Here is a 24,467-nt window from a genome sequence, read left to right as displayed (position 1 = left end):
CTGACCGTCGATGTGTCCTCGAGCATAACCATTGGGGTGGAAAGATGCCACGAACCTGGTGTGCGCGTTCGTAATCAAGGGTGGTTGGCAAGTACCAGACCTGTCCGTCGAAATAGCTGTGAATGCTGCGTGCAGAGTCGAAGAGAATGCCGGCCCGGAATATTTGGGGGAGAGCCAAAGTTGAAACAAACGACGTGGTTCAAAGACGGGGCAGACCACTTGGAGTCGCCAATTCAGTCCCGAGAAAAGTAGCGGGTTTGATGCAGTTAAAACACGACTGTGACAAACAACATAAAGCGTATTTCGTGTCAGTCACTAGCTACCATTTGGCTGATCGATGACAGTGGAAGTAAATCTAGAATTTTCCGAGAAATTGCCGGATTGGTAGGCCAAATGCGCACCGCCAAAGGCTTAAATACTTGGGGGAGCGCGTGGCTTACGCCCAAGAGTGGTGATGAGCGGTCAGTGACCTGGAATTCATCGGCGAAAACTATAGCACGAAATTCTGCGCCGAGTATCGACAAGCGCATTTCCCTCCGGTAGAGTAGAAATTTGCGCCTTACTGTTTGCGCGCGCGGCCTTCATATAGCGGTGGGTTGTGCGGTCCAAAATCAGGAACTGTCCTATGGCAGGAACCTTAGCACGGTAAGCGTTCGGAAACCTGACGGTCTTTGGAAGGATCCATCTTGGTCGCCTCGAGCAACCCTAACAACCAAACCGCTAGTTCGGCTCGCGATGCTGCATACGCTGGCCGACTTTCTTTTGCAAAGATTCACGAACCACTTGAAGTGCCTAACCTGTTGGCATTGCAGACCGAGAGCTTTGACCGCCTCGTCGGCAATCAGCAGTGGGTTGAGCGCCTAGCTAAGGCTGAAGCCACTGGTGACACCAGCGTGCCAAACGTCTCGGGCTTGGCTGAAATCTTCGAGGAAATCTCCCCAATCGAGGACTTCCAGGACACCATGTCCTTGAGCTTCTCGGAGCCGGAGTTCGCTGACCCTAAGTACTCGATCGCAGAGTGCAAGGACCGCGACGCCACTTACTCGGCACCGCTGTATGTCAAGGCTGAATTCATGAACAATGAAACCGGCGAAATCAAGCAGCAGACCGTGTTCATGGGCGATTTCCCGCTGATGACCGAAAAGGGCACCTTCGTTATTAACGGCACCGAGCGTGTTGTTGTATCCCAGCTGGTACGCTCCCCAGGCGCGTACTTCGAGTCCGCACCGGACAAGACTAGCGACAAGACGATCTACTCGGCACGTATCATCCCATCGCGTGGTGCATGGTTCGAGCTGGAAATCGACAAGCGCGACCAGATCGGTGTTCGCCTCGACCGTAAGCGTAAGCAGTCGGTCACCGTGTTGCTTAAGGCACTGGGCTGGAGCGAAGAGCAGATCCTGTCTGAGTTCGGCCAGTACGATTCGATGCGCGCTACCTTGGAAAAGGACAGCATCAAGGATCAGAACGAAGCCTTGCTGGACATCTACCGCAAGCTGCGTCCAGGCGAGCCTCCTACGGTTGAGGCTGCTCAGGCACTGCTGAAGAACATGTACTTCGAGCCTAAGCGTTACGATCTGGCCAAGGTTGGCCGTTACAAGATCAACCGCAAGCTCGGTGTAGAGACTCCAGTTAACGCTGAGAACGCCTCGGTACTTTCGCTTGATGACCTTGTCGCCATGATCCGCTACCTCGTAGCACTTCACGCTGGTGAGAAGAGTGTTCAGGGTACCCGCAAGGGTGAGATCGTTGACGTTCCTGTGAACGTTGACGACATCGACCACTTCGGCAACCGTCGCATCCGCGCCGTGGGCGAATTGATCGAGAACCAGATCCGCACCGGTCTGTCCCGTATGGAACGTGTTGTGCGCGAGCGTATGACCACCCAGGACGTCGAAGCGATCACCCCGCAGACCCTGATCAACATCCGACCTGTTGTTGCTGCAATCAAGGAGTTCTTCGGAACCTCGCAGCTCTCGCAGTTCATGGACCAGAACAACCCACTCGCTGGCCTGACCCACAAGCGTCGCTTGTCGGCTCTGGGCCCAGGTGGTCTGTCCCGTGACCGCGCAGGCATGGAAGTTCGAGACGTGCACCCGTCCCACTACGGACGTATGTGCCCAATTGAAACTCCCGAAGGTCCAAACATTGGTCTGATCGGTTCGTTGGCAACCTACGGTCGTATTAACGCCTTCGGTTTCATCGAAACCCCATACCGTCGTGTATCCAACGGTGTTGTTTCCAATGAGGTCGACTACCTGACCGCTGATGACGAGCTCCAGCACTTCATCGCACAGGCTAACGCCCCACTGGACGAGAACGGACGCTTCCTTGAAGAAACCGTTCTGGTTCGTGAAAAGGGTGGTGGCGGCGAGCCAGTTATCGTTGACGCTTCTGAAGTTACCTTCATGGACGTTTCGCCTCGCCAGATGGTTTCCGTTGCAACCGCACTGATTCCATTCCTCGAGCACGACGATGCTAACCGAGCACTGATGGGCGCCAACATGCAGCGCCAGGCTGTGCCGCTGCTGAAGAGTGAGCGCCCTCTGGTTGGTACCGGTATGGAGAAGTTCGCGGCAGTTGACGCCGGCGACTCCGTTGTTGCATCCAAGCCAGGTGTGGTCACCGAGGTTTCTGCTGACCTGGTTGTTGTCATGAACGATGATGGCACCGAGTCAATGTACCCAATCATGAAGTTCGCTCGCTCTAACCAGGGCAACGCTTACAACCAGCGCGTGCGCGTCTCCGAAGGCGATCGTCTGGAATTCCAGTCGATCATCGCCGACGGTCCGTCCACCGACTCCGGTGAGCTTTCCTTGGGTAAGAACCTGCTCGTGGCCTTCATGTCCTGGGAAGGTTACAACTACGAGGATGCGATCATCCTCTCCCAGCGCATGATCTTCGACGACGTTCTGACTTCGATTCACATCGAAGAGCACGAAGTTGACGCTCGCGACACCAAGCTTGGTGCCGAGGAAATCACCCGCGACATCCCGAATGTCTCGGAAGATATCCTTTCCCAGCTTGATGACCGCGGCATCGTCTACATCGGTGCTGAAGTTGAAGCTGGCGACGTACTGGTAGGCCGTGTCACCCCTAAGGGTGAAACCGAGCTGACCCCAGAAGAGCGTTTGCTGCGTGCCATCTTCGGTGAGAAGTCCCGCGAAGTTCGCGATACTTCCCTGAAGGTTCCACACGGCGAGTCCGGTACCGTCATTGGTGTTCGCATCTTCGACCGCGACAACGACGATGACCTTTCCCCTGGTGTCAACCAGCTGGTCCGCGTATACGTTGCTCAGAAGCGCAAGATCTCGATCGGTGACAAGCTCGCTGGTCGTCACGGTAACAAGGGTGTTATTTCCCGCATCCTGCCACTGGAGGATATGCCATTCCTCGAGGACGGTACTCCACTGGATATCATCCTGAACCCACTGGGTGTGCCAGGCCGTATGAACGTCGGTCAGGTAATGGAAATCCACCTGGGTTGGGCTGCAAAGCAGGGTTGGAAGATTGAAGGCGAGCCTGAATGGGTCCGCGATCTGCCAAACCTGCCACGCGAGTCGGCATCCACCACCGTGGCAACCCCAGTCTTCGACGGCGCTTCGGAAGAAGAAATCCGTGGAATCCTGGATTCGACCAACAAGACCCGTGACGGTGTTCGCCTGATTGGCAACTCCGGTAAGGCGAAGTTGTTCGATGGTCGCTCCGGTGATCCATTGCCAGATCCAGTATCCGTTGGTTACATGTACATCTTGAAGCTTCACCACCTGGTGGACGACAAGATTCACGCCCGTTCCACCGGTCCATACTCCATGATCACCCAGCAGCCACTGGGTGGTAAGGCCCAGTTCGGTGGCCAGCGCTTCGGTGAAATGGAAGTTTGGGCACTGGAAGCTTACGGTGCCGCTTACACGCTGCAGGAAATCTTGACTATCAAGTCGGATGATATCCACGGCCGCGTTAAGGTCTACGAAGCAATCGTCAAGGGCGAGAACGTTCCAGAGCCTGGTGTTCCAGAATCGTTCAAGGTGCTCATCAAGGAAATGCAGTCGTTGTGCTTGAACGTTGAGGTACTTGGTACCGACGGCAACACTATCGAAATGCGTGAGTCGGACGAGGAATCGTTCCGCGCCGCTGAAGAGCTAGGCATCGACCTTTCCCGGTCGGAGCCGAACTCCGTAGAGGAAGTTTAATTCGACGCCCTGCCTGCAGTTTCCTGCAGGCAGCGGCCGAAAATTCAACCCTCATTCGTATCGACTTCAGACACCATAGAAGAGAGAAAAGGACCATATGTCCAACGATTCCTCATTCGGCCTCATGCGAATCAACCTTGCCACCGCGGAAGAAATCCGTGGATGGAGCTACGGCGAGGTTAAGAAGCCGGAAACCATTAACTACCGCACCCTGAAGCCGGAGAAGGACGGTCTTTTCTGCGAAAAGATCTTCGGTCCTTCCCGCGACTGGGAATGCTACTGCGGTAAGTACAAGCGCGTGCGCTTCAAGGGCATCATCTGTGAGCGTTGTGGCGTTGAGGTGACCCGTGCGAACGTTCGTCGTGAGCGCATGGGCCACATCGAGCTTGCAGCTCCAGTGACCCACATCTGGTACTTCAAGGGCGTTCCTTCGCGCTTGGGTTACCTGCTTGATCTGGCTCCGAAGGACCTCGAAAAGGTCATCTACTTCGCTGCCTACATGATCACCAGCGTGAACGAAGACCGTCGTCACGCCGAAATGCCTAACCTGCAGGCCCAGCACGATCTGGAACTGCGCCAGTTGGCTACCAACGCTGAAACCGACAAGAAGGCTGTTGCAGCTGACTTGGAAGCAGAGCTGGAGAAGCTGGAAGCTGACGGCGCGAAGAACGCTGAGCTAAACAAGGCACGTACCCTGGCCGAGAAGACTGTTCTGCAGATCGACAAGCGCGCCAAGGCCGAAGCTGAGCGCCTGCGTGCAGTATGGGACCGCTTCAAGTCCTTGAAGGTCGCTGACCTTGAAGGTGACGAAGGTCTGTACCGCACCATGCGTGAAAAGTACGGACTGTTCTTCGAAGGTTCCATGGGTGCCGAAGCTATCCAGAAGCGTCTGGAAAACTTCGACCTCGCTGCTGAAGCTGAAGAGCTGAAGACCATCATCGAAAACGGCAAGGGCCAGAAGAAGGCTCGTGCACTGAAGCGACTGAAGGTTGTTAACGCATTCCTGGCCAATGGCAACTCGCCAAAGGGCATGGTGCTTGACGCCGTTCCAGTGATCCCGCCAGAGCTACGCCCAATGGTTCAGCTCGACGGTGGCCGTTTCGCTACCTCGGATCTTAACGACCTCTACCGTCGTGTGATCAACCGCAACAACCGCCTGAAGCGTCTGCTTGATCTTGGTGCACCTGAGATCATCGTGAACAACGAAAAGCGCATGATGCAGGAAGCTGTTGACTCGCTGTTCGACAACGGTCGTCGTGGCCGCCCGGTCACTGGTCCAGGTAACCGTCCACTGAAGTCCCTGAGCGACATGCTCAAGGGTAAGCAGGGTCGTTTCCGTCAGAACCTTCTGGGTAAGCGCGTTGACTACTCGGGCCGTTCGGTGATCGTCGTTGGTCCACAGCTGAAGCTGCACCAGTGCGGTCTGCCTAAGCAGATGGCTCTCGAGCTCTTCAAGCCTTTCGTGATGAAGCGCCTGGTTGACCTCAACCACGCACAGAACATCAAGTCGGCAAAGCGTATGGTCGAGCGTTACCGTCCACAGGTTTGGGACGTTCTCGAAGAGATCATCACCGAGCACCCGGTATTGCTCAACCGTGCACCAACCCTGCACCGTTTGGGTATCCAGGCCTTCGAACCACAGCTGGTTGAAGGTAAGGCTCTGCAGCTGCACCCATTGGTTTGTGGCGCATTCAACGCTGACTTCGACGGTGACCAGATGGCAGTACACCTGCCACTGAGCCCAGAAGCTCAGGCTGAAGCCCGCATCTTGATGCTGTCCTCGCACAACATCTTGAAGCCTTCCGATGGTCGCCCAGTGGCATTGCCTTCGCAGGATATGATCATCGGTCTGCACCACTTGACCACCAAGCGTGCTCACGAGGTCGGCGCCGGTCGCGTGTTCTCCACCATCTCCGAGGCCATCATGGCCAAGGATCGTGGCGAACTGCACCTGAACGCACCGATCAAGGTTCGCGTACCAAACTTCGTTCCTTCCGAAGAGCAGCCTGCTCCAGAAGGTTGGGAGCCAGGTACCGACGCACTGCTGGAGACCTCGCTGGGTCAGGTTCTGTTCAACGACACCCTGCCTGAGGATTACCCATGGGTTGCTCGCGTTGCCGGTAAGGATGCACTCTCGGAGATCGTGAACGATCTTGCAGAGCGTTACCCGAAGGTCATCGCTGCAGCTACCTTGGATAACCTCAAAGATGCTGGTTTCTACTGGGCTACCCGCTCGGGCGTGACCGTGGCTATCTCGGACATTACCTCCAACATGGATAAGGCAGCCATCATGGCTCCTTACGAGGAACGTGCCGCTAAGGTTCAGGCTTCCTACGACAAGGGTCTGATTGCAGACGCCGAACGTCGTCAGGACCTGATCGACATCTGGACCAAGGCTACCGATGAGGTTGCCGAGGCGATGAAGAACGGTATGGAAGAACTGAACACCATTAACCGAATGGTGACTTCCAAGGCTCGTGGTAACTACCTGCAATTGCGTCAGATCGCCGGTATTCGTGGTCTGGTGTCCAACCCTAAGGGTGAAATTATTCCTCGCCCGATCAAGTCTTCCTACCGTGAAGGCCTGTCGGTTCTGGAGTACTTCATTGCTACCCACGGTGCCCGTAAGGGTCTGGCCGATACCGCACTGAAGACCGCAAACTCGGGTTACCTGACCCGTCGTCTGGTTGACGTTTCGCAGGACGTTATCGTCCGCGAAGAGGACTGCGGTACCAAGCGCGGTTTGACCGTGGCCATTGCTGATAACTCAGCTGGCATCCGCGTCAAGCACGAAACCGTTGAGAACTCGGCTTACACCCGTACGCTGGCTGCAGACGTGAAGAACGCTGAAGGCACCGTATTGGCTACCGCCGGTTCGGATGTAGGCGACGTACTGATCGAGGAACTGTACAACGCTGGCGTGGATGAAATCCGCGTTCGCTCCGTACTGACCTGTGACTCGGCTGTCGGAACCTGTGCACTGTGCTACGGCCGTTCGCTGGCCAGCGGCAAGACCGTGGACATTGGTGAGGCTGTAGGCATTATTGCCGCACAGTCCATTGGTGAGCCTGGTACCCAGCTGACCATGCGTACCTTCCACACCGGTGGTGTAGCGTCGGCTGACGATATCACCCAGGGTCTGCCTCGTATTCAGGAATTGTTCGAAGCCCGTACCCCTAAGGGTGTGGCTCCGATGTCCGAGGTCACCGGTCGCGTGTCGATCGAGGACGATGAGAAGCAGCTGCGCGTTGTGGTTACCCCAGATAACGGTGACGAGAAGCAGGCCTACCCGGTTCTGCGTCGTGCACGCCTGTTGGTTGAAGACGGCCAGAGCATCGTTGCCGGTACTCAGCTCACTTCCGGTACCTTGGATCCGAAGCAGGTTCTTCGAGTCCTCGGCCCACGTGAAGCACAGAAGTTCCTGGTCCGCGAGGTTCAGGACGTGTACCAGTCACAGGGTGTAGGCATCCACGATAAGCACGTGGAAGTTATCGTCCGCCAGATGCTGCGTCGCGTCACCGTGATCGAGTCCGGCGAAACTGACTTGCTGCCAGGCGAGTTGGCTGACCGTTCCCGCTTCACCGCCGCGAACCGCAAGGCCGTCTCGGAAGGTCAGCGTCCAGCTGCCGGCCGTGACGAGATGATGGGTATTACCAAGGCCTCGCTGGCCACCGATTCATGGCTGTCGGCTGCTTCCTTCCAGGAAACCACCCGCGTCCTGACTCAGGCTGCGATGGAAGGTAAGGAAGATCCACTGCGCGGTCTGAAGGAAAACGTGATCATCGGTAAGCTGATCCCGGCCGGTACCGGTCTGGATCGCTACACCCAGGTCAACGTTGAGCCTACCGACGAAGCAAAGGCAACTTTGTTCACCGGTACCTCGGCCTTCTCCTCGGGTCTGTACGACGATGCACTTGAAGGTGGGCTTTCGCCTGAATTCCGTGCCATCTCGATGGACGACTACGACCACGGATCGGACTTCCGCTAAATTCGGAAGCTCGACGCCGCTAGGTAGTTGAACCAACGCCTGCCCACCGTCACCGGCGGGCAGGCGTTGGGCGTTTAACCGTATAGAGATTATCGGTTCAATTGCTGACACCGATTGCTTTGTAGGCTCAGTCGTGACATGAAACAGAACCAAAAATAGTAGAAAACTCAACCGGTCGAGAACTCTACTATAAATAGCTTTTCCTTGGTCCGGCGGACGGAGCTGATATTTCGATGATCGGACTTAGAGGTTCAGGCTGCAGTCATCTGGGTGCCCACCAGCGTTCAGCTGTTATTCAGTCATGGCTATTAGCTTGAGGTGTGAGTCGATGAGCTAACAGGTCATCACGGTGATCTCCGTTACTGGAGATGGTGGGTCGGCGGATTAATGCTAGACTGAAATCAATTGTTTTATGTGTGGCAAAATGGACACAGTCCGGGTTGCGGGTAGGTTGCGCAACGAATGCCACACTTTCGCACGCCTAGGGACTTTTAGATTCTAGTTTTTGCGGTAAGGCAAGCAGCTAGCTCCATGAACTAAGCACCGAAACTTATCTAGGCAACTGTGCTTATGACGTGGTGCCGACAAACTTAGATAGATGGAAGGACACGAAAGTGCCTACTATTCAGCAGCTGGTCCGTAAGGGCCGCTCGCCTAAGGTCGTCAAGACCAAGGCTCCTGCCCTTAAGGGCAACCCAATGCGCCGTGGCGTATGCACCCGTGTGTACACCACCACCCCAAAGAAGCCTAACTCGGCTCTGCGTAAGGTCGCACGTGTGCGCCTTGCCGGTGGTATCGAAGTTACCGCTTACATCCCAGGTGTCGGACACAACCTGCAGGAACACTCCATCGTGCTCGTTCGCGGTGGTCGTGTAAAGGACCTTCCAGGTGTTCGTTACAAGATTGTACGTGGTGCTCTGGATACCCAGGGTGTAAAGGATCGTAAGCAGGCTCGTTCCCGCTACGGTGCAAAGAAGGATGGTAAGTAATGCCTCGTAAGGGTCCGGCGCCAAAGCGCCCACTAGTTTCTGATCCAGTCTTCGAATCCCCATTGGTCACCCAGCTGATCAACAAGGTTCTCGTCGATGGCAAGAAGTCCACTGCAGAGCGCATTGTTTACGGTGCACTCGAAGGTGCCGCTGCAAAGTCCGGTACCGACGCTGTTTCGACCCTCAAGAAGGCTATGGACAACATCCGTCCAGCCCTTGAAGTTCGTTCCCGCCGCGTCGGTGGCGCGACCTACCAGGTTCCTGTCGAGGTCAAGCCAGGTCGCGCAACCGCACTAGCATTGCGCTGGTTGGTTGGCTACTCCAAGGCTCGCCGCGAGAAGACCATGATCGAACGTTTGATGAACGAGATCTTGGATGCATCGAACGGTCTGGGTGCCGCTGTGAAGCGTCGCGAAGACACTCACAAGATGGCCGAGTCTAACAAGGCCTTCGCACACTACCGCTGGTAAGAACTGTTCGGACAAGCTGGGCATCAACCGATGCCCAGCGACTCCGGCCTCACCTTTTAGGGAGACAACGTGGCACAGGACGTGCTTACTGACCTGAACAAGGTCCGCAATATCGGCATCATGGCCCACATCGATGCCGGTAAGACCACTACTACTGAGCGCATCCTTTTCTACACGGGTGTGAACCACAAGCTCGGTGAGACCCACGATGGTGCGTCGACCACCGACTGGATGGAGCAGGAAAAGGAACGCGGTATCACCATTACCTCCGCGGCCGTAACTTGCTTCTGGAACAAGAACCAGATCAACATCATCGACACCCCTGGCCACGTTGACTTCACCGTTGAGGTGGAGCGCTCGCTACGCGTGCTCGATGGCGCCGTTGCCGTGTTCGATGGCAAGGAAGGCGTCGAGCCTCAGTCTGAGACCGTATGGCGTCAGGCTGACAAGTACGACGTTCCACGCATCTGCTTCGTGAACAAAATGGATAAGCTCGGCGCTGACTTCTACTTCACGGTAGACACCATCGTCAAGCGTCTGGGTGCCAAGCCGCTGGTTATGCAGCTGCCAATCGGCTCCGAGTCCGAATTCACCGGCGTTGTAGACCTGCTTTCGATGAAGGCGTTCGTTTGGGAAGGCGACGCCAAGGGCGACGTCACCATGGGTGCTGCTTACGAAACCCGCGAAATCCCTGCCGACTTGGTTGAGCGTGCTGAAGAGTACCGTGCCAAGCTGGTTGAGGATGTTGCTGAGGCTTCCGAAGAGCTCATGGAAAAGTACCTCGAAGGTGAGGAAATCACCATCGATGAACTCAAGGCTGGCATCCGCAAGCTGACCGTGAACTCCGAAGCTTACCCAGTATTCTGTGGTTCGGCCTTCAAGAACCGCGGCGTGCAGCCAATGCTCGACGCTGTTATTGACTACCTGCCAAACCCACTGGACGTTGGCGCCACCATCGGTCACGATCCGAAGGATGAAGAAGTCGAGCTGACCCGCGAGCCTTCCGAGGATGCACCGTTCTCGGCACTTGCGTTCAAGATCGCCGCTCACCCGTTCTTCGGTCAGTTGAACTTCATCCGCGTGTACTCCGGCAAGGCAGAGTCCGGCGCACAGCTGCTGAACTCCACCAAGGGCAAGAAGGAACGCGTAGGCAAGCTCTTCCAGATGCACTCCAACAAGGAGAATCCGGTAGACGAGATCCACGCAGGTCACATCTACGCTGTGATCGGCCTGAAAGCCACCACCACCGGCGACACCCTGTGCGATCCAGCTCACCCAATCGTTCTCGAATCGATGACCTTCCCGGATCCAGTGATCTCTGTGGCCATCGAACCAAAGACCAAGGGTGACCAGGAAAAGCTGTCGACCGCTATTCAAAAGCTGTCGGCAGAAGATCCAACCTTCACCGTGTCCCTGAACGAAGACACCGGCCAGACCGTCATTGGCGGTATGGGCGAGCTTCACCTGGACATCCTGGTTGACCGCATGAAGCGCGAATTCCGCGTGGAAGCAAACGTTGGTAAGCCACAGGTTGCCTACCGCGAAACCATCAAGAAGGCTGTGGAGAAGGTTGACTTCACCCACAAGAAGCAGACCGGTGGTTCGGGTCAGTTCGCAAAGGTCCAGGTCTCGTTCGAGCCTCTGGAAGTTGTTGACGGTGTAACCTACGAGTTCAAGAATGCCGTTACCGGTGGTCGTGTTCCTCGTGAATACATCCCATCGGTTGACCAGGGTATCCAGGAAGCAATGCAGTACGGCATCCTGGCTGGTTACCCACTGGTTGGTGTGAAGGCTACCCTCATCGATGGTGCATACCACGATGTTGACTCCTCGGAAATGGCGTTCAAGATCGCTGGCTCGCAGGTCTTCAAGGAAGGCGCACGCCGCGCTAACCCTGTTCTGCTTGAACCACTGATGAGCGTTGAAGTTCGTACCCCGGAAGAGTACATGGGCGACGTTATCGGCGACCTGAACTCCCGCCGTGGTTCGATCACCGAGATGTCCGACGCTGCAGGCGTCAAGGTCATCAAGGCTGGCGTCCCACTGTCTGAAATGTTCGGTTACATTGGTGACCTGCGTTCGAAGACTCAGGGTCGTGCAGTTTACTCGATGACCTTCGATAGCTACTCTGAGGTCCCGAAGGCAGTTGCTGACGAGATCGTTCAGAAGTCCCGCGGCGAGTAATTCGCTTCGGAACCAAAACTTGGCCGTGACCCCCGTTGTGGGGAAGTGGCCGATCGCGGAGCCGGCTTCATTGCCATTGAGGCCGGCCCCGCAAACGGCCAACGAGGGATTTGCATCACATGCAGGGCCCGCAGAGGACCGAAATTTCCATAATTATCCACGCCCCCAGTAGACTAAGTGAAGTTCGTTTGCGAACCGCGCAGACGAAAAAAGTCTTCTGTAAATGTTTCTAGGAGGAACTTGTGGCAAAGGCAAAGTTCGAGCGCAACAAGCCGCACGTCAACATTGGTACCATCGGTCACGTTGACCACGGTAAGACCACTCTGACCGCAGCTATCTCCAAGGTTCTGGCTGACAAGTACCCAGACCTGAACGAAAAGCGCGACTTCGCTAACATCGACTCGGCTCCAGAAGAGCGCCAGCGCGGTATTACCATCAATATCTCGCACATCGAGTACCAGACCGAGGCACGTCACTACGCACACGTTGACGCTCCAGGCCACGCTGACTATGTCAAGAACATGATCACCGGTGCTGCTCAGATGGACGGCGCAATCCTCGTGGTTGCTGCTACCGATGGTCCAATGGCTCAGACCCGCGAGCACGTTCTGCTGGCCCGCCAGGTTGGTGTTCCAACCCTGATGGTTGCGCTGAACAAGTCGGACATGGTTGATGACGAAGAGCTTCTCGAGCTCGTGGAGATGGAAGTTCGCGAACTTCTGTCCTCCCAGGGCTTCGATGGCGACGACGCACCAGTTGTTCAGGTCTCCGGCCTGAAGGCACTGGAAGGCGATCCAAAGTGGGTTGCTGCTGTTGAGGAACTGATGGAAGCTGTAGACACCTACATTCCTAACCCAGTTCGTGACCGCGACAAGCCATTCTTGATGCCTATCGAGGACGTCTTCACCATCACCGGTCGCGGTACCGTTGTAACCGGTCGCGCCGAGCGTGGCACCCTTGCCATCAACTCGGAAGTTGAGATTGTTGGCATCCGCCCAATCCAGAAGACCACCGTTACCGGTATCGAGATGTTCCACAAGCAGCTCGACGAAGCATGGGCAGGCGAGAACTGTGGTCTGCTGCTTCGCGGTCTGAAGCGCGACGATGTTGAGCGTGGCCAGGTTATCGTTAAGCCAGGTTCGATCACCCCACACACCAACTTCGATGCAAACGTCTACATCCTGTCGAAGGACGAAGGCGGACGTCACAACCCGTTCTACTCGAACTACCGTCCGCAGTTCTACTTCCGCACCACCGACGTAACCGGCGTTATCACCCTCCCAGAGGGCACCGAAATGGTTATGCCAGGCGACAACACCGAAATGTCGGTTGAGCTGATCCAGCCAATCGCTATGGAAGAGGGCCTCGGCTTCGCAATTCGCGAAGGCGGCCGCACCGTTGGTTCGGGCAAGGTAACCACCATCACCAAGTAGTCTCTACTTGATGTGGTAGTTCCTTAGTGAACTAGGGAAACCCCCAGCACAGAAATGTGTTGGGGGTTTTTCGTATTTAACGGCATTTGAACTAGTGAGTAACTCAATAAGGTGGTCTAATTGGAAGGCGCACTGATTTATCACTAGGGGAGTGGCAGCTATGCCTGGACTGATCTTGTTATCGATCGTCTTGATTCTTGCCGCGTTTTTCGGCGGACTACGGTTGGGCCGGAGAAGGTCTGAATCTCAAACGCACACCTCTGCACAACTGCGCGAAGCCTGGCAGCAAGGCTATGAGGCTGCCGCCGCGTTCTTCACAGCAAGTGGTCCAAAAGCGGATACGAGCAACGGCATCAATGCGCAGGTGAGAAGTTCAGCGCAGACTCAGGCTGGAGTCACCCCGGTAGCTGCCGCGCCAGAACCAGTCCAACCCTACTTCACCTCTGGCCCCTTCGCCCCAGCAGCCCCTGCTCAGCCACAGCAACAAGTACAAGCTCAGGTAACACCGGCTAAAGCAGTGCGGGTCTTGACCCAGCGGGAACGCGAACTTCGCAATATCAACATCACCTTGTATGTTGCGGCACTAATGATTGTCGGAGCGGCGGCGCTATTCCTCAGCTTCGCCTTGACTCCCAACGCCAAGCTTATTTCCCTGTGTCTACTCGCTGCAGTCTTCTACATCGCAGGCCTGGTAACCCACGCGTCAAAGAGCTCACTGAGGCCAGCTGGTGCCGCTTTCGCAGGAACCGGTCTGGCTCTATTGCCACTCTGCGCGATAGCAACCTACAACACCGTTGACCTGCCCGGGGCGGTAGTTTGGTTTATCTTCTCGGCAATTGCGACCCTTGCAGTCGGCTTCGCAACTATCAGACTGAACTCACGCATCCTTTCATGGATGGCCGTCCTGATCTTGGTCAGTACATCTATGGCCGGTGCTGCAATGATGCAACGCGGAATGCTTTACTACTTGCTGTTCCTGCTTGCCATCTCTGTAATGCTGCTCTTGCTGGCCACCATGAGTGCTCGTGTTCGCCACTCACAGTTTTATGCGGCGGTCTCCGGTACGGCCCAAATTCTTCCCGCGCTCGTTGGACTGCTCGCCCTAGTGCTACTCCCAGAACTGAGCAGCCGCGACTATCTATGGATCTTCTTCCTGCTCACCGGGCAACTGCTCTTGAGCGTCCGTTTGCTACCTGAATTTAGGCTTTACCGGCTTTATGGCGCGCGACTGAGTTTTATGCTCATGCTCTGGGCGGCTTCAACGTACATTGAATTCAGCACGTCGAGCACGGTATTGACCATGGCTATTGGCTTCGCGGCGCAGGCGGTTGTTGTTCTGCTGTGCAAGCGCAGCTATCAAGCAAAGTTCGCGGTCACCAGCAAAGCACTGCAGATTGAACGCGCGGTACTGTGGGGCATTGCCCTTGTATCGGTAGCACTAGGCTACCTGCTGGACATGTTTGGCGAAGCTGCACCGTTGATCAGCTACGTCGGGATTCCACTGTTAATCCTGCTCACTGTTCTGGGGCTCTATCGATATGCCCGTGTCGAGGTGTTGGTTGTCTTGGGACTACCGATTATCGCCTTGATGGATACCCAAGCTCACTTCTGGCGTCCCTTGCCATCCTTAGTGTTGGGGCTGGCGGCGCTGTTTTTGATCCGCCGGGTTGCCAATAAGCAGTGGCACATCCTGAGAAGTTACACGCGTTGGGTTCTGCTGATGATCACCGGATTTGTTATCGGCGGGTCCCTTTGGGAATCTACTGACGGCACGGCCGGTGCTAACTTCGCATTGGGTGTCGGGGCGGGCGTTTTCGTGTTCGCCTGGGGGTACTGCGTCAGCACGCTACGACTCTCTTCTGCTGACTCGAAAGTCGCTGGCGGGTCTGCGCCTCGATTGATCCGCATTGCGGGCTCTGCCGTATTGATTGCAACCACCCTGGCCGTCTGGCGTGGAAGTGCTGGTACAGGTACGTTACTACCGCAGTTCTTGAACGTTAGTTCCCTGTACTGGTTCATCGGTGCGACTTTGCTGAGCGCTGTGACCACGATAGTTGCCAGTTGGCGACTAACCTCGCTAACCGGTGGTCTGGCCCGATGGGATGCTCATGTACGTTGGGGCAGTGTGGCGATGCTCGCGGTGACCTACGCGCTAAGTTTCACCCGGCCTCACTGGCTGGTAGCGATTCTTGTTGGCGTGTTGGCTTTGACGTATTTTGTGGCCAGCTGCGCGGTAGTTCAGGACCAACGCTGGAAGATGATCTACGCGGCCTTAGCACAGGTAGTGTTCAGTACCATGGTCTGGTGGTTCATCGATGCCCTACACGTTGATATCCACGGACACTTCGCATTGGTACTGCTTTCTGTGGTTCTACCGCAACTGACTCGACTGGTACTCCATGGTCGATCAGGTCAGGGGATGGGCAAAGAGCTCCAAATCATTACCCTCGCCCTGCTAATCCTTGAACCACTGAGCGTGCTTGTTTACTTTGTTGTGGTGTTCGGCCCCGACCGTGGGGTGTTGCTGCTGTCCGCGATGTTCTGGGGACTTCATGCAGTGGCAAGTGTCTGGGCGCAGCGAAAGACTTCGGGCGCCACTTACCTTTATCTACTTCCGGCAGTTCCGGCAGTGATGCTTTTACTGAGCATTCCGGCCCTGGGGCTGCGCGAAGATACTGGCTGGATCCGTAGCACTTGGTGGTCGCCTAGTGTTGCCTGTTCACTATTACTGCTGATGGCCCTCGTTGCCGTAGTACTTGAATGGCGACTTCGTCGTAACACCGATCTGCACGTAGTGATCGGTGCAGGAATCGTGTTGCCATTGCTGTTGGTGGCTGTGTGGCAGGCAGGAACCTGGCAAGCGGTCATTGCGTGGGCGGTGGGCGCAGTCGCGCTAGCCCTATGTGTACACACGCGCAACAATCCTTGGTTTGCCGCTGCGGCTAGTGCAGTGATTGCCTATGTTGTGATCAGAGCGGTAATGCTACTTCGTCACCGCTCAGGAGCATGGTCGCTCGAAGCCTTGGAGGTTGTTTGGGCGTTGCTCGGGACGGCGGTGATCTTCTATCTAATGGCCACACTGCATGGAAGGTGGCGCCAACCGGTTCCAAACTATCCTGCAGTCAAGGACCGACAAACAGATTCGAACAATGTCAGTGGCGAGGCATCCAGGCTCTACTTCGGAGCAGCCTTGTTGGCTGGGGTTGTGGCCGGCCTGACCGCGCACGTACAAGACGATGTTGTTCTGGCAGTCGTTGGGGGAGCAGTACTGATTGTGGCCGCTGCCTGGGTTTTCGGGTACTTCGAACTTTCGCCTCGCGTGAACAGTTACCTGCCCGATGGCATCTTTTTGTTGACGGCACTGCTGGGACTCAGCAGTTACGCGCAAATTCAGTCCACTCCGAAAATCAGCTCCGCCGCAATGTACTTCTGTCTTGTCGCAGTAGTGCTCGTGGCATGGCGGTATTTGCGCAAAGATCAGCGGCTGGCTCGTGGGTATCTGATTGCGGCCGCGGTAGCGGGCAGCCTGAGCCTTGTGGGTTCATTGGCTGATGCGAATTCGACGGTACAGCTAATGGCGTTGATCTTCTTTGTCGCGCTTGTGGCGTGGAGTCTGAAGCACAGCGACAGGTTGCTGATTTGGTGGGGTGCAGTTGCCGTTACCGCATCGATTCTCTGGTTCTTGCGCGGACTAGCCTTCCTCTGGCTTGTTTTGTTGGGCTTGGGGTTGATCGCCGCTGCCATCTACAAACTGGCCAAGGTTGATAAGGGCGCGGACAAAGATCCTGCTAACCCGGTGCAACGCACGGCACCCACGGAGCAACGACTGCAAGGCCCGCCGCGGTTGCCATGGCAACAGCCTGAGCAGATGAGGCCGCCGACGCAGCAGGCAATGCCGCCAGGCTCCGAGCCCTGGCAACAACCCGGGCCGTTGCCTCCAAGCCCACCGGGGGAGCCCGGTCAGTAAGTTGTGCTGCTTTCTTCCCCGGTGAGGTCAAGATCACGGGGCTAGAAAGCTATAAAAGATTTGCGCGATCGGGGCCAACCTGTCAGACTAGATAAGTTGCTTGATTGCAACCCGATCCTCTTTGCTGAGGTAATCGGAACTGGTTTGAACAACCGGGATTGACTCTCACACAGGATAATGCCTGTGGTTCGGGATCAATACAACAGCTTCAAACTATAAGGCCCTCGATAAAGGTAGAACTTTGCGGTCTTGTCGTGACTGAAATATTTACGACACGCCCGAGTTCGGGGGTCGGAGCCTCCTGCGGGTGAGGAACCCGGATTTATTCGGATTCAGTCGCAGCGTAAGGCGTGCCGGTTCGCAAGAACCCGTATACAGGCACAGAAATTTTAGATAGTGCTAACAGAAAGAGGCATGACGCCATGGCGGGACAGAAAATCCGCATCCGGCTGAAGTCGTATGACCACGAGGTCATTGACGTTTCAGCCCGGAAGATCGTTGAGACGGTCACGCGCGCAGGCGCAACCGTAGTCGGCCCAGTGCCGCTGCCAACGGAGAAGAACGTGTACTGCGTTATCCGTTCGCCACACAAGTACAAGGACAGCCGTGAGCACTTCGAAATGCGCACGCACAAGCGTCTGATCGACATCGTTGATCCGACCCCGAAGGCTGTTGATTCGCTGATGCGTCTCGACCTGCCAGCGGATGTCAACATCGAAATCAAGCTTTAAGGGGAGGTGGCGAGAAAACTATGACCGCAACCCGTAATTTCAAGGGCCTGTTGGGCACGAAGCTCGGCATGACCCAGGTTTGGGATTCGAACAACAACCTGATTCCTGTCACCGTCGTGCAGGCTGATAGCAACGTTGTCACCAAGCTCATCAACGCTGAGCGCGATGGCTACACCGCAGTTCAGATCGGCTACGGCCAGATCGATCCTCGCAAGGTCACCAAGCCACTGGCTGGTCACTTCGAGGCTGCAGGCGTAACCCCACGTCGTCACCTGGTAGAACTGCGCACCGCAGACGCTGCCGAGTACACCCCAGGCCAGGAACTTTCCGTAGAGCTCTTCGAAGCCGGCCAGAAGGTCGACGTCGTTGGTACCTCTAAGGGTAAGGGCTTCGCCGGTGTGATGAAGCGCCACAACTTCCATGGTGTTGGCGCATCGCACGGTGCTCACAAGAACCACCGTAAGCCAGGTTCCATCGGCGGCGCATCGACCCCAGGTCGCGTTTTCCGTGGACAGAAGATGGCTGGTCGTATGGGTGCTGAGCGTGTTACCACTCAGAACCTGACCATTCACGCTATCGACGCTGAGAAGAACCTCCTGCTGATCAAGGGTGCCATTCCAGGTGCCCGCGGCCGCGTCGTTCTCGTACGCAACGCCGTGAAGGGAGCATAAGTAAATGACTAAGGCACTTAACGTCGAACTGCCTGCAGAGATCTTCGACGTACAGACCAACGTCCCGCTGCTGCACCAGGTTGTCGTTGCACAGCTTGCTGCTGCCCGCCAGGGTACCCACAAGACCAAGGACCGCTCCGAGGTTTCGGGTGCAGGTCGCAAGCCGTTCAAGCAGAAGGGTACCGGCCGCGCTCGTCAGGGTTCGATCCGTGCTCCACACATGACCGGCGGTGGCATTGTCCACGGTCCAACCCCACGTGATTACTCGCAGCGTACCCCGAAGAAGATGAAGGCTGCTGCACTGCGCGGCGCTTTGTCTGATCGCGCACGCTTCGGTCGCGTTCACGTGATTGAGAACTTGGTTGCAGGGGAAACCCCATCGACCAAGGAAGCTCTGGCTACCTTGCGTTCGCTCACCGAGCGCAAGAACCTGCTTGTCGTCATCGATCGCGCCAACGATGTTGCAGCCCTTTCGGTTCGCAACCTCGAGCTTGTGCACGTTCTGTACGTCGACCAGCTGAACACCTACGATGTTCTGGTTTCGGATGACGTAGTCTTCACCAAGGCTGCCTTCGATGCCCTGGTCCAGAAGGAGGAAGCCAAGTGAGCATCAACTCCAAGGCTCCACACGACGTGGTCATCGCACCAGTCGTTTCGGAAAAGAGCTACGGTCTAATCGACCAGGGTCAGTACACCTTCGAGGTGGCTCCTAGCTCAAACAAGACGGAAATCAAGTACGCCGTTGAAGCTATCTTCAACGTCAAGGTTGATTCTGTAAATACCATCAACCGAGCCGGTAAGCGCAAGCGCACCCGCTTCGGGTGGGGGGCACGCAAGAGCACCAAGCGCGCCATCATCACCCTGAAGGAAGGCTCGATTGACATCTTCGGCGGTCCGCTTTCCTAAGCGGAGACCACTTTAACGAGGAATTGAAAATAAATGGGAATTCGTAAGTACAAGCCGACTACCCCGGGCCTTCGCGGCTCGTCGGTAGCCGACTTCACAGAAATCACCCGATCGACTCCGGAAAAGTCACTGGTTCGTCCACTCACCAAGACTGGCGGCCGTAACAACTCCGGTAAGATCACCACCCGACACAAGGGTGGCGGACACAAGCGCGCTTACCGTGTTATCGACTTCCGTCGTCACGATAAGGACGGCGTTCCGGCAAAGGTTGCTCACATTGAGTACGACCCGAACCGTACCGCTCGTATCGCTCTGCTCCACTACGTGGACGGCACCAAGCGCTACATCATCGCACCGAACAACCTCAAGCAGGGTGACCCAATTGAGGCCGGCGTAAACGCTGACATCAAGCCAGGTAACAACCTGCCACTGCGTAACATCCCGGTTGGTACCGTGATTCACGCTGTTGAGCTTCGCCCAGGTGGCGGCGCTAAGATGGCTCGTTCCGCAGGTGCTTCGATCCAGCTGGTAGCCCGTGAGGGTCGCTTCGCTCAGCTGCGTTTGCCTTCGGGCGAAATCCGCAACGTTGATGTGCGCTGCCGCGCAACCATCGGCGAAGTTGGTAACGCTGAGCAGATCAACATCAACTGGGGTAAGGCCGGCCGTATGCGCTGGAAGGGCGTTCGCCCAACCGTTCGTGGCGTTGTCATGAACCCAGTTGACCACCCACACGGTGGTGGTGAAGGTAAGACCTCCGGTGGTCGTCACCCGGTCAACCCTAACGGTAAGCGTGAAGGACGCACCCGTCGTCCGAACAAGGAAAGCGACAAGCTCATTGTGCGTCGTCGCAAGACCGGCAAGAACAAGCGATAGGAGCCTGGAAACATGCCACGCAGCCTGAAGAAAGGCCCCTTCGTCGATCAGCACCTGTTCCTAAAGGTCGTTGCTGAAAACGATAAGGGCACCAAGAACGTCATCAAGACGTGGTCCCGCCGTTCGATGATCATCCCGGACATGCTGGGACACACCATCGCCGTACATGACGGTCGCAAGCACATTCCTGTGTTCGTAACCGAATCCATGGTTGGTCACAAGCTCGGAGAGTTTGCTCCAACCCGTACGTTCCGTGGCCACGTGAAGGACGACAAGAAGGGCAAGCGCCGCTAGGCCCCGCGAGGGTACTAGTATCGCTTAGCACTTCTTCGATAGACGAGAGAAGGATAGCAATGGAAGCCAAGGCAATTGCGCGTCACATCCGCGTAACGCCTATGAAGGCCCGGCGCGTCGTCAACCTTGTTCGTGGTCTGCAGACCAACGAAGCACTGGCCATCTTGAAGTTTGCCCCACAGGCAGCTTCGGAGCCGGTATACAAGGTTGTCGCATCGGCAGTGGCTAACGCCCGTGCCGCCGCGGACCGCGCAGGTGAAGCATTCAATGAGGACGAGCTGTTTATCAGCGAAGCGTTTGTTGACGAGGGTCCGACCATGAAGCGGTTCCAGCCGCGTGCACAGGGTCGCGCATTCCAGATCAAGAAGCGCACCAGCCACGTGACTGTGGTTGTTTCAACCCAGAAGGGTGGGGAGAACTAAATGGGACAGAAGGTAAATCCGAACGGTTTCCGTCTCGGCATCACCACTGACCACGTCTCGCACTGGTTCGCTGATTCCAGCAAGCCAGGTCAGCGTTACGCGGACTACGTAAAAGAAGACGTACAGATCCGTGCACTGCTGTCCAAGGGTATGGACCGTGCAGGTATCGCCCGCGTAGAGATCGAACGCACCCGTGACCGTGTTCGTGTGGATATCCACACCGCACGTCCAGGTATCGTAATCGGTCGCCGTGGTGCAGAAGCTGACCGTATTCGTGGCGAGCTGGAAAAGCTCACCAAGAAGCAGGTTCAGCTGAACATCCTCGAGGTCAAGAACCCTGACATGGAGGCCCAGTTGGTCGCCCAGGGCATCGCCGAGCAGCTTGCTTCCCGCGTGGCTTTCCGCCGTGCGATGAAGAAGGCAATGCAGTCGGCAATGCGCGCTGGTGCCAAGGGTATCCGCGTTCAGTGCTCCGGTCGTCTTGGCGGTGCAGAAATGTCCCGCAAGGAGTTCTACCGTGAAGGTCGTGTGCCACTGCACACCCTGCGTGCGAACATCGACTTCGGCAAGTTCGAAGCTAAGACCACCTTCGGCCGTATCGGCGTAAAGGTTTGGATCTACAAGGGTGACGTTACCGCTAAGGAACTGGCTGCACAGCAGGCTGCTGCTGCTCCAGCTCGTGGCGGTCGCGGAGGAAACGATCGTCCACGTGGCGGCGAACGCCGTCGTCGTAACGACCGTAAGGGCGCTGCAGCTGGTGCTGCGGAAGGAGGAGAGGCTTAAATGCTTATCCCACGTCGAGTCAAGTTCCGTAAGCAGCACCACCCAAAGCGTTCGGGTGCTGCCAAGGGCGGTACCACCGTATCGTTCGGTGAGTACGGCATCCAGGCGTTGACCCCGGCTTACGTGACTAACCGTCAGATCGAAGCCGCTCGTATCGCTATGACCCGTTACATCAAGCGTGGCGGTAAGGTGTGGATCAACATCTACCCTGACCGTCCCTTGACCAAGAAGCCTGCTGAAACCCGTATGGGTTCCGGTAAGGGTTCACCTGAGTGGTGGGTCGCCAACGTAAAGCCAGGACGAGTCATGTTTGAACTCGGTGGCGTCAGTGAAGAGGTAGCTAAAGAGGCATTGCGTCTTGCAATCCACAAGCTACCAATGAAGGCACGCATCGTGCGTCGTGAAGGTGGTGAATAGGGATGTCTCTCGGTTCTAAAGACCTTAGCATTGAGTCCCTGGACGGCTTCGATTCCGCTCGTTTGAACGAGGAATTGAAGAAGGCCAAGGCAGAACTGTTCAACCTGCGTTTCCAGTCGGCTACCGGCCAGCTAGAGAGCAACGCAAACCTGAAGGCTATCAAGCGCGATATCGCCCGCATTTACACTGTGCTGCGCGAGCGCGAGCTGGGCATTCGTCAGGATGTCGTTGTTCCGGTTGAAGAAACCAAGAAGGAATCCAAGTAATGAGCGAGAAGGAGAACGGTGTGGATAACGCTACCGAGCGTAACGACCGCAAGACCCTCCGTGGTTACGTGGTTTCCGACAAGATGCAGAAGACCATCGTCGTTGACGTTGAGGACCGTGTAAAGCACGCCCTTTACGGCAAGGTTATGCGTCGCAACAAGAACGTCAAGGCTCACGATGAGAACAACGAAGCCGGCATCGGCGACTTGGTTGTTATCGCTGAGACCCGCCCGCTGTCTGCTGACAAGCGCTGGCGTCTAGTTGAGATCGTAGAGAAGGCTAAGTAAGCTTTCGCAACGATTTCACGGATCTCGTGATTGAAGAATGCCCCGAACTTTTCGAAAGAAGAGTTCGGGGCATTTCTGCGTTAAATGCAAAGCCCAGCGCCGTGACATTGGACTTTGGAATTGATTCTGGAACGGGACTGATCTATCAATGCCCGGGGAACGTCTTGATGGGCGCCGGCCTTTGTGCAGGGCACTAGCTGTTTCGATAGTCGCTGGGGGAATAGCCCAGAACCTTACGGAAGTCCGTGGACAGGTGAGCCTGGTCTGTGTATCCAAGGTCTGCAGCCAAGCCAGCGAGCGATGAATCAGGGTGCTCTCGCATATGTAGGGCAGCTTCTTGCAATCGGTAGCGCCGGATGACTACAAGGGGAGAGACCCCCAAGTATTTGAGGGACAGGCGTTGTAAGCTGCGTACGGTGAGATTCAATTCCTTAGCGACTTGATCAACGCGCGAGGCTTCTCGATGCGTCGAAACGTATTCCAAGAATTTGTTGGCCAGCACTCCCGAATCCGTGATCGGTGGAAGGCACTGCGTTAGCCATGAAGTCAACTGATCGGCACAACGTTCATTAAGCGGCAAGGCAGTCGTGTTGGCATGTTCTTCCTTAATGCCCTTGTGAAGGTTCACCGCTGCCAAGACCACTTCCCGGTCCAATAACTGCGCAGGAGTAGTTCCGGCAAGGGAAGCGACAAAAGGTGCACTCGCGGGACGAAGCAAGACGGCAACAGCCCAGCCCGTACCGTGCAGATCCCTATGCGAGGCGCCACTGCTTGGACCGGAGATTGTCACGCCCTCAATCTGAACGACAAGATTCATCAACGGGAAGGGCAGTAGTTGCTGCCGCGAGACCCTGCCCGGGGCAATTTCCCAGCGCGAGATCCAGAACCAGCTGACGTGCTGCTGTAAATGTTCGGGAGGCAAGATGCGCTGAAACTCCGGCAAACGAGCCGGATACAAAACACCTCGACCGTCGTGGACATCAGCCATACGGCGGCTCCTTGAAATCGTCGCAAATTTACAAGCCCCAGCATGGCACAGGATCTTAGTCTTTAGACATGCAAAACAACAACGAATCGGTGCGTGGTGTCACCGGAAACTACACCAACGCTGGTGTTCCCAAAGGTGTCACCTCATTGACGCCGTTCCTAGCCATAACTAATGCGGCGCAGGCATTGGAGTTTTACAAAGATGCGTTCGGAGCACGAATCATTGATGCCACGACAATGGCTGGCGTTGTCGTACATGCGGAATTGGATTTCGGCCAAGGTCACCTGCAAATAGGTGAACCCAGCCCGGAGTACGGCTTGGTGCCACCGCCCGTAGCGCCAAATGCTTGCTACTCTCTGGGACTGTACTGCGAAGACGTTGATTCGGTGCTGGCTAAGGCAATCGAGAAAGGCGCCACCGTGAGAGAACCAGTCACGAATTTTGTTTCCGGGGACAGATTCGCCTCCATCATTGATCCTTACGGGGTGAGGTGGTCCATCATGAGCAGAGTTGAAGATCTAAGCGAAGAAGAAAGCGCACGACGAGTCGCGGACTGGGCTGCACAGCAGTAGGAGCTGTCAGCGAAGTCAGCGATGATCCCTCGT

Annotated in this window: 20 protein-coding genes; 19 read left to right on the top strand and 1 reads right to left on the bottom strand. The window is 56.1% G+C overall.

Features of this window, described 5'->3' with window-relative positions; genetic code table 11:
* The first annotated feature begins 686 nt into the window (after window positions 1–686).
* The 18 genes from FJV47_RS03460 (at window position 687) to rpsQ (ending at window position 22,874) form a co-directional block, all read left to right on the top strand.
* Window positions 687–4,193, top strand: a complete 3,507-nt coding sequence (locus FJV47_RS03460; protein WP_159609995.1) for a DNA-directed RNA polymerase subunit beta — start codon at window positions 687–689, stop codon at window positions 4,191–4,193.
* 97 nt (window positions 4,194–4,290) lie between these two features.
* On the top strand, window positions 4,291–8,181 hold the full coding sequence (locus tag FJV47_RS03455; RefSeq protein ID WP_159609993.1) for a DNA-directed RNA polymerase subunit beta': 3,891 nt from the start codon (window positions 4,291–4,293) through the stop codon (window positions 8,179–8,181).
* A gap of 614 nt (window positions 8,182–8,795) precedes the next feature.
* Window positions 8,796–9,170, top strand: a complete 375-nt coding sequence (gene rpsL / locus FJV47_RS03450; RefSeq protein WP_047119685.1) for a 30S ribosomal protein S12 — start codon at window positions 8,796–8,798, stop codon at window positions 9,168–9,170.
* On the top strand, window positions 9,170–9,640 hold the full coding sequence (rpsG, locus tag FJV47_RS03445; RefSeq protein ID WP_022874142.1) for a 30S ribosomal protein S7: 471 nt from the start codon (window positions 9,170–9,172) through the stop codon (window positions 9,638–9,640). The genes rpsL and rpsG overlap by 1 nt, the downstream gene beginning before the upstream one ends.
* Window positions 9,641–9,709: 69 nt before the next feature.
* Window positions 9,710–11,824: an elongation factor G gene (gene fusA / locus FJV47_RS03440; protein WP_159609991.1), complete on the top strand. Its 2,115-nt coding sequence runs from the start codon at window positions 9,710–9,712 to the stop codon at window positions 11,822–11,824.
* A gap of 242 nt (window positions 11,825–12,066) precedes the next feature.
* Complete coding sequence (tuf, locus tag FJV47_RS03435) at window positions 12,067–13,257, top strand: elongation factor Tu (protein ID WP_159609989.1); 1,191 nt, start codon at window positions 12,067–12,069, stop codon at window positions 13,255–13,257.
* Window positions 13,258–13,417: 160 nt separating this feature from the next.
* Window positions 13,418–17,224, top strand: a complete 3,807-nt coding sequence (locus FJV47_RS03430) for a hypothetical protein (protein WP_159609987.1) — start codon at window positions 13,418–13,420, stop codon at window positions 17,222–17,224.
* A 422-nt stretch (window positions 17,225–17,646) separates the two neighbouring features.
* Window positions 17,647–17,955 (top strand): 30S ribosomal protein S10, encoded by a 309-nt coding sequence (gene rpsJ / locus FJV47_RS03425; RefSeq protein WP_013349689.1) that lies wholly within the window; start codon window positions 17,647–17,649, stop codon window positions 17,953–17,955.
* Window positions 17,956–17,975: 20 nt separating this feature from the next.
* Window positions 17,976–18,626 carry a 50S ribosomal protein L3 gene (gene rplC / locus FJV47_RS03420; RefSeq protein ID WP_159609985.1) on the top strand — a complete coding sequence of 217 codons (651 nt, stop codon included), beginning with the start codon at window positions 17,976–17,978 and terminating at the stop codon, window positions 18,624–18,626.
* A 4-nt stretch (window positions 18,627–18,630) separates the two neighbouring features.
* Complete coding sequence (rplD, locus tag FJV47_RS03415; protein ID WP_159609983.1) at window positions 18,631–19,233, top strand: 50S ribosomal protein L4; 603 nt, start codon at window positions 18,631–18,633, stop codon at window positions 19,231–19,233.
* Window positions 19,230–19,532, top strand: coding sequence for a 50S ribosomal protein L23 (gene rplW, locus FJV47_RS03410; RefSeq protein ID WP_159609981.1), 303 nt, complete (start codon window positions 19,230–19,232; stop codon window positions 19,530–19,532). The genes rplD and rplW overlap by 4 nt, the downstream gene beginning before the upstream one ends.
* A gap of 33 nt (window positions 19,533–19,565) precedes the next feature.
* Entirely contained in the window at window positions 19,566–20,405 is an 840-nt protein-coding gene (gene rplB, locus FJV47_RS03405) for a 50S ribosomal protein L2 (protein ID WP_159609979.1), read from the top strand.
* 12 nt (window positions 20,406–20,417) lie between these two features.
* A complete protein-coding gene (gene rpsS / locus FJV47_RS03400) occupies window positions 20,418–20,699 on the top strand; it encodes a 30S ribosomal protein S19 (RefSeq protein WP_013349684.1) in 282 nt (93 codons plus the stop codon).
* Between the two features lie 59 nt (window positions 20,700–20,758).
* Window positions 20,759–21,121: a 50S ribosomal protein L22 gene (gene rplV, locus FJV47_RS03395; RefSeq protein ID WP_159609977.1), complete on the top strand. Its 363-nt coding sequence runs from the start codon at window positions 20,759–20,761 to the stop codon at window positions 21,119–21,121.
* Window positions 21,122–21,904, top strand: coding sequence for a 30S ribosomal protein S3 (gene rpsC / locus FJV47_RS03390; RefSeq protein ID WP_159609975.1), 783 nt, complete (start codon window positions 21,122–21,124; stop codon window positions 21,902–21,904).
* A complete protein-coding gene (gene rplP / locus FJV47_RS03385; protein WP_131088784.1) occupies window positions 21,905–22,321 on the top strand; it encodes a 50S ribosomal protein L16 in 417 nt (138 codons plus the stop codon).
* Between the two features lie 2 nt (window positions 22,322–22,323).
* On the top strand, window positions 22,324–22,587 hold the full coding sequence (rpmC, locus tag FJV47_RS03380) for a 50S ribosomal protein L29 (RefSeq protein ID WP_131088783.1): 264 nt from the start codon (window positions 22,324–22,326) through the stop codon (window positions 22,585–22,587).
* Entirely contained in the window at window positions 22,587–22,874 is a 288-nt protein-coding gene (gene rpsQ / locus FJV47_RS03375) for a 30S ribosomal protein S17 (protein ID WP_013349679.1), read from the top strand. Before rpmC ends, rpsQ begins: the two co-directional genes overlap by 1 nt.
* Before the next feature lie 193 nt (window positions 22,875–23,067).
* Here rpsQ and FJV47_RS03370 read toward each other — a convergent pair whose 3' ends face one another.
* Window positions 23,068–23,862: a helix-turn-helix domain-containing protein gene (locus FJV47_RS03370; RefSeq protein ID WP_159609973.1), complete on the bottom strand. Its 795-nt coding sequence runs from the start codon at window positions 23,860–23,862 to the stop codon at window positions 23,068–23,070.
* Between the two features lie 68 nt (window positions 23,863–23,930).
* Between FJV47_RS03370 and FJV47_RS03365 the strand changes: the two genes are divergently transcribed.
* Window positions 23,931–24,434, top strand: coding sequence for a glyoxalase/bleomycin resistance/extradiol dioxygenase family protein (locus tag FJV47_RS03365; RefSeq protein WP_159609971.1), 504 nt, complete (start codon window positions 23,931–23,933; stop codon window positions 24,432–24,434).
* Window positions 24,435–24,467 lie beyond the last annotated feature (33 nt).

The sequence above is a fragment of the Glutamicibacter sp. JC586 genome (genome assembly GCF_009805585.1).
Classification (GTDB): domain Bacteria; phylum Actinomycetota; class Actinomycetes; order Actinomycetales; family Micrococcaceae; genus Glutamicibacter.
This window is presented reverse-complemented; position numbering and strand designations above follow the sequence as displayed.

Bases quoted from the DNA above. Each gene is read 5' to 3' on its own strand.
- rpmC (WP_131088783.1), top strand. From the start codon at position 22,324: ATGTCTCTCGGTTCTAAAGACCTTAGCATTGAGTCCCTGGACGGCTTC.
- FJV47_RS03370 (WP_159609973.1), bottom strand. From the start codon at position 23,862: ATGGCTGATGTCCACGACGGTCGAGGTGTTTTGTATCCGGCTCGTTTG.
- FJV47_RS03455 (WP_159609993.1), top strand. From the start codon at position 4,291: ATGTCCAACGATTCCTCATTCGGCCTCATGCGAATCAACCTTGCCACC.
- rplB (WP_159609979.1), top strand. From the start codon at position 19,566: ATGGGAATTCGTAAGTACAAGCCGACTACCCCGGGCCTTCGCGGCTCG.
- rplV (WP_159609977.1), top strand. From the start codon at position 20,759: ATGGAAGCCAAGGCAATTGCGCGTCACATCCGCGTAACGCCTATGAAG.
- FJV47_RS03430 (WP_159609987.1), top strand. From the start codon at position 13,418: ATGCCTGGACTGATCTTGTTATCGATCGTCTTGATTCTTGCCGCGTTT.
- rpsC (WP_159609975.1), top strand. From the start codon at position 21,122: ATGGGACAGAAGGTAAATCCGAACGGTTTCCGTCTCGGCATCACCACT.
- rpsS (WP_013349684.1), top strand. From the start codon at position 20,418: ATGCCACGCAGCCTGAAGAAAGGCCCCTTCGTCGATCAGCACCTGTTC.
- rplD (WP_159609983.1), top strand. From the start codon at position 18,631: ATGACTAAGGCACTTAACGTCGAACTGCCTGCAGAGATCTTCGACGTA.
- rplC (WP_159609985.1), top strand. From the start codon at position 17,976: ATGACCGCAACCCGTAATTTCAAGGGCCTGTTGGGCACGAAGCTCGGC.
- rpsJ (WP_013349689.1), top strand. From the start codon at position 17,647: ATGGCGGGACAGAAAATCCGCATCCGGCTGAAGTCGTATGACCACGAG.
- FJV47_RS03365 (WP_159609971.1), top strand. From the start codon at position 23,931: ATGCAAAACAACAACGAATCGGTGCGTGGTGTCACCGGAAACTACACC.
- rplP (WP_131088784.1), top strand. From the start codon at position 21,905: ATGCTTATCCCACGTCGAGTCAAGTTCCGTAAGCAGCACCACCCAAAG.
- rpsQ (WP_013349679.1), top strand. From the start codon at position 22,587: ATGAGCGAGAAGGAGAACGGTGTGGATAACGCTACCGAGCGTAACGAC.
- rpsG (WP_022874142.1), top strand. From the start codon at position 9,170: ATGCCTCGTAAGGGTCCGGCGCCAAAGCGCCCACTAGTTTCTGATCCA.